We start from the raw sequence: 4,615 nt of genomic DNA, 5'->3' as shown, positions 1-4,615 counted from the left end.
CGACCGACTCTCCAAAAATCAGTAAGAGGTCTGTGATTCCATAACAATCTTCGGTATGACATTTCGTCAAGTTCGGCGATTCGTACACCGTTTTTATCCGGTTCAATGTGTTTTGCGACTATATCCATTGCTATTTTGCAAAGATACAGATTTGTTCCGATTCCGGCTGTTGCGGTTATTCCTGTTGTAGATAAAATATCTTGTATCATTGTCATTGCAAGTTCACGAGCAGTCATATTGTATGTCGAAAGGTAATGCGTTACATCTATAAATACCTCATCAATCGAATAAATGTGAATATCCTCCGGTGCGATATATTTAAGATAGATATTATAAATCTTTGTACTGTATTCCATATAGCGTGCCATACGCGGCGGAGCGGTTATGTAATCTATCTTGAGTGACGGATTTTTCTGAAGTTCAAGGCTGTCGTCAGAAAAACCGCAAAAAACGTGGTTTGGTGCTTTAATCTTTCGTATATTATTTGCAGCCTTAACTTTTTGTATGATTTCAAATAATCTTGCTCGTCCCGATAATCCGTATTTTTTGAGCGACGGAGACACAGCAAGACAGATTGTTTTCTCCGTCCGACTCGGATCGGCTACAACAAGATTTGTGGTTAGCGGGTCACGGTTTCTTTCTCTACATTCAACGGACGCGTAGAATGATTTTAAGTCTATTGCTATGTACGTTTTACTTTTATTCATAATTCTACGCTCCTTTTTGTAAATCTGTTTAGTCTAAATTATATATTAAAATTACTGCTTTTTCAAGACTGTACAATAACTTATTGATTGTGAAGAGAGAAAAGTCCGTATTATTGGACTATGTATATATTATAATCTAATTACAGAAAACACAGAAACCATGTGAATAATAAAAGGAGTGATTAATTATGAAAAAAGATGGATACAGCAGACCGGGATTTTTCGGTACAATAAACCATTATGACGCAAACGGAAAAAAGGTAGGAGAAAGCCGACCGGGATTCTTTGGAGGAATGAATAATTATGATGCAAACGGACATAAGGTAGGGCATAGCAGTCCTGGATTTTTTGGCGGTATGAATCACTATGACAACAATGGACATAAAACCGGACACAGCAGTCCCGGTCTGTTTGGAGGTGTTAATACATACGACAATAATGGTCATAAAAAACGCCACAGCGAAAAAAGTTTCTTGGGCGGATATAATCATTATGAGGAGTAATGGAGACGATAATTACGATTTTGATAAGAGTTGATGATTATGGCAAATGTAAAATTTGAATATCTGTTTTTGGATATTGAGTGGAATCAAGCACCCAAAACAACAGATATAGAGGAAAGAGAACCTGTACAAATAGGAATAGTTGCAGTAGATGCAAAGTTGAATATAAAAAGAACATTTTCTAAATCAATTAGATTAAGTAACAGGGAATATTTTAATCCGAACACTTTTACTGTATCCCATTACCCACTTGAGGCTATTATGAAGTCAAAGAGTGAGGAAACAGTATTAAAAAATATGAACATATCTTTTCAAAACTATAAGTATATTGTTGTGTGGACAAATGAAACTTATGAATTATTAAAGAGAAGAACGGATAAATACGGAATATCAATGCCAAGACACAGAGTGATTATACTGCAACAACTTCTTATGCAAATTGCCGGTGACGGCAAAAAAGTTATTGGTTTTGAAAAGTCGTTAAAACAAGCGGGAATTAAATATCAAAAGAATTATTTGCATTATTCAAAACACGATGTAAACTACTTATACTTATTGTTTTGTAAGTGTTATGGTGAATATCGAAAATTAACAGAACAAGAAACGTGTTACTTAAATCCAAGAACTCATAAGGTACATAACGGAAATTGTCGATATGTCGACAGTGCATTGATTAAATCGAGTAAGGACGTGATTTTTCAAGGAAATAAAGTATGTAAGGTATGCGGTTGTGAAAATGATTGGAATAGGTTTCATTGGAAAACAAATATTAAAATAAAGAGAAAGTATAATATAAAAGATATTAGAGATTTACCGCTTACTATTGAAAATATGAATAGAATATGTGATATGTTTAATTTAGAGTACAGCGTTACGAATGACGCAGTGTTTATAAAAACACCGTTTGGAAGATGGATTGTATATTTGAAAGGTGATGAAGTAAAAGAACTTCATCATGAAAATTACAGGTCAAGACGCGGTGAACCGTTAAATGCTCATAAAAAGTGCATTGACGGTTATCATAAGCAAAAACTTGTTTCAAATAATTTTTACGATGTGATATACTATATAAATTGTCATGATTCATCAATGACTCGGAGGTGGAAAGAAAAAAGTCGGATTGAAAAATTATTTGAAATGATTGATAATCAAAGAATTGAAAATACAATGTAAAATTTTAAAAAGAATATTGACTTTTCTTAATAATACAAAGTATAATTAATGTTAGGGAATACTTTTGAATTAAGAAGGTGGTGGATTTATGTATAACAAACATTTGGAAACATTTATTTGTGTTGCGGATTTGGGGAGCTTTTCAAAAGCGGCAGAGGCATTGTACATATCTTCGACTGCGGTTATAAAACAAATTAATTTATTGGAGCAGGAACTTAATTTAAAGCTTTTTGACAGAACTCACCGCGGTATAATACTTACAAAAGCGGGACGTTCGATTTACGGTGACGCGAAATACATTATTCAATATTCTAAAGATTCAATAACTCGTGCAAACAATGCGATGCAGGGTGCGGATAAAGTTATTCGTGTCGGAAATTCGATGATGACGCCGTCAAAGTTTATATTGGACATATGGGCAGAAGTGAGAAAATTTTGTCCCGACATTAAATTTCATATAGTACCTTTTGAGAATACTCCGGAAAATGCTCGTGAAATACTCGCAAATTTCGGCACTAATATTGATATTGTATCGGGTTGGTTTGACGAAGCATTTTTGGATTATCGAGGATGTGCGGCATTAAAGTTGGCGAATGATCCGATATGCTGTTCACTTTCGATAAACCACAGACTTGCTTTTCGTGAGAAATTAAAAATCACAGATTTATACGGTGAAACGGTTATGCTGATAAAACGCGGGTGGAACAAATATACAGACGCAATTCGAGATGAATTGTGGTCGGAACATCCGCAGATAAAAATAATTGACGTACCATTTCTTAATGCCGAAGTATTTAATAAATGTGAAAGTGAAAATAATATATTGATAGATTTCGGAAACGGCGGAACGGTTCATCCGCTTTTAAAACGAGTACCGATTGATTGGGATTACACAATTCCGTTCGGTATTTTGCACTCACCGAAACCGTCGGAAACAGTATCGGAATTTTTGGAGGCTGTTTCAAAGGTGTACAGTAAATAAAACAAGTAAAAATGTCTGCTTTGGAGAAATCCTTGCAGACATTTTTTTGGTGTAACCTTTTGGTTTACACTGTCTAACAAATAGATACTTCTGTTTAACAAAAGGTTATGTTACAATAAATTTAAAGAAAGGGTACGGTGATTGTTTATGAATAATTTTATATTTGAAAACAGCACAAAGGTATATTTCGGCAAAGGCAGCGTAAAGGAGTTTCTTGCCGGAAGTATAAAGGAATACGGAAACAATGTAATGCTTGCATACGGCGGCGGTTCAATCAAAAAGAACGGTGTGTATGATGAGATAAACAGCATATTAAAAGCCGAGGGCAAAAACGTGATTGAATTTTCGGGCATTATGTCAAACCCTACTTATTCAAAAGTAAAAGAGGGTGCAAAACTTGCAAGAGATAATAATATCGATATGATATTGGCGGTAGGCGGCGGCTCTGTTATGGATTGCTGTAAAGCGGTATCATTGGCAGCGGCATATGACGGCGACATATGGGCAGATTATTGGGAAAAAAGCGGAGTTGTGTATTTTGATCCTATTCCACTCGGAGTTATTGTTACCGTCGCAGGAACGGGCAGTGAATGTAACGGCGGTGCGGTAATTACAAATGAGGAAAAGAAAATAAAGACAGGTCGTGATTATCCTAAATGCAATCCGAAGTTTGCGATAATGGACCCCGAATACACGTTCAGTGTCCCTAAATTACAAACCGCGTCTGGTGGATTTGATATTCTTTCGCATATAATGGAAACTTATTTCAGTAAGACAGATGATGATAATGTATCCGATGATATTTCGGAAGCACTTATGAAAAGCATTATTAAAAATCTACCTGCGGCACTTGAAAATCCAAAATATTATATTGCAAGAAGTAATTTAATGTGGGCGGCTACAATGGCAGAGAATAGAATTATCAAACTTGGCAAGCAATGTGATTTCCAAGCACATCAAATTGAACATCAGTTGGGCGCTTATACAAATTGTAACCACGGCTGTGGGTTAGCGGTTATTCACCCTACATATTACAGAAAAATATATAAAAACGGAATGAGTAAATTCGTTAAATTTGCAAAGAATGTGTGGGGAATATCGGATATAGGCAAGACAGCGGATAAGGTTGCTTTGGAAGGAATAGACGCACTTGCTGATTTTATTAAAAAAATCGGATTGCCTACGACATTAAGAGAGTTGGGAATAGACGACAAGGATATTCTTCCCGATATAGCCGCGTCATGTAATAT

The 4,615-nt window shown here is 35.5% G+C and carries 4 protein-coding genes and 1 pseudogene; 4 read left to right on the top strand and 1 reads right to left on the bottom strand.

The genetic code is table 11. The annotated features are described in order from the left end of the window. Positions 1-707 (bottom strand): annotated as a pseudogene (locus tag ACLTU0_RS10870) (DNA methylase); the annotation flags it as partial. A 188-nt stretch (positions 708-895) separates the two neighbouring features. On the opposite strand from ACLTU0_RS10870, the gene ACLTU0_RS10865 reads away from it, so the two are divergent. From ACLTU0_RS10865 to ACLTU0_RS10850, 4 genes are all read left to right on the top strand, one after another. After that, a complete protein-coding gene (locus tag ACLTU0_RS10865) occupies positions 896-1,210 on the top strand; it encodes a hypothetical protein (RefSeq protein ID WP_412322453.1) in 315 nt (104 codons plus the stop codon). A gap of 39 nt (positions 1,211-1,249) precedes the next feature. Further along, positions 1,250-2,383, top strand: coding sequence for a hypothetical protein (locus ACLTU0_RS10860; protein WP_412322452.1), 1,134 nt, complete (start codon positions 1,250-1,252; stop codon positions 2,381-2,383). A gap of 88 nt (positions 2,384-2,471) precedes the next feature. After that, positions 2,472-3,365 carry a LysR family transcriptional regulator gene (locus tag ACLTU0_RS10855; protein WP_412322450.1) on the top strand — a complete coding sequence of 298 codons (894 nt, stop codon included), beginning with the start codon at positions 2,472-2,474 and terminating at the stop codon, positions 3,363-3,365. Between the two features lie 147 nt (positions 3,366-3,512). After that, the coding region (locus ACLTU0_RS10850) for an iron-containing alcohol dehydrogenase (protein ID WP_412322448.1) at positions 3,513-4,615 on the top strand (1,103 nt) is incomplete at its 3' end.

This window comes from Hominilimicola sp. (assembly GCF_046972485.1).
GTDB lineage: Bacteria > Bacillota > Clostridia > UBA1381 > UBA1381 > Hominilimicola > Hominilimicola fabiformis.
The sequence above is the reverse complement of the archived record's forward strand: the minus strand, read 5'-3'. Positions and strand labels throughout refer to the sequence as shown.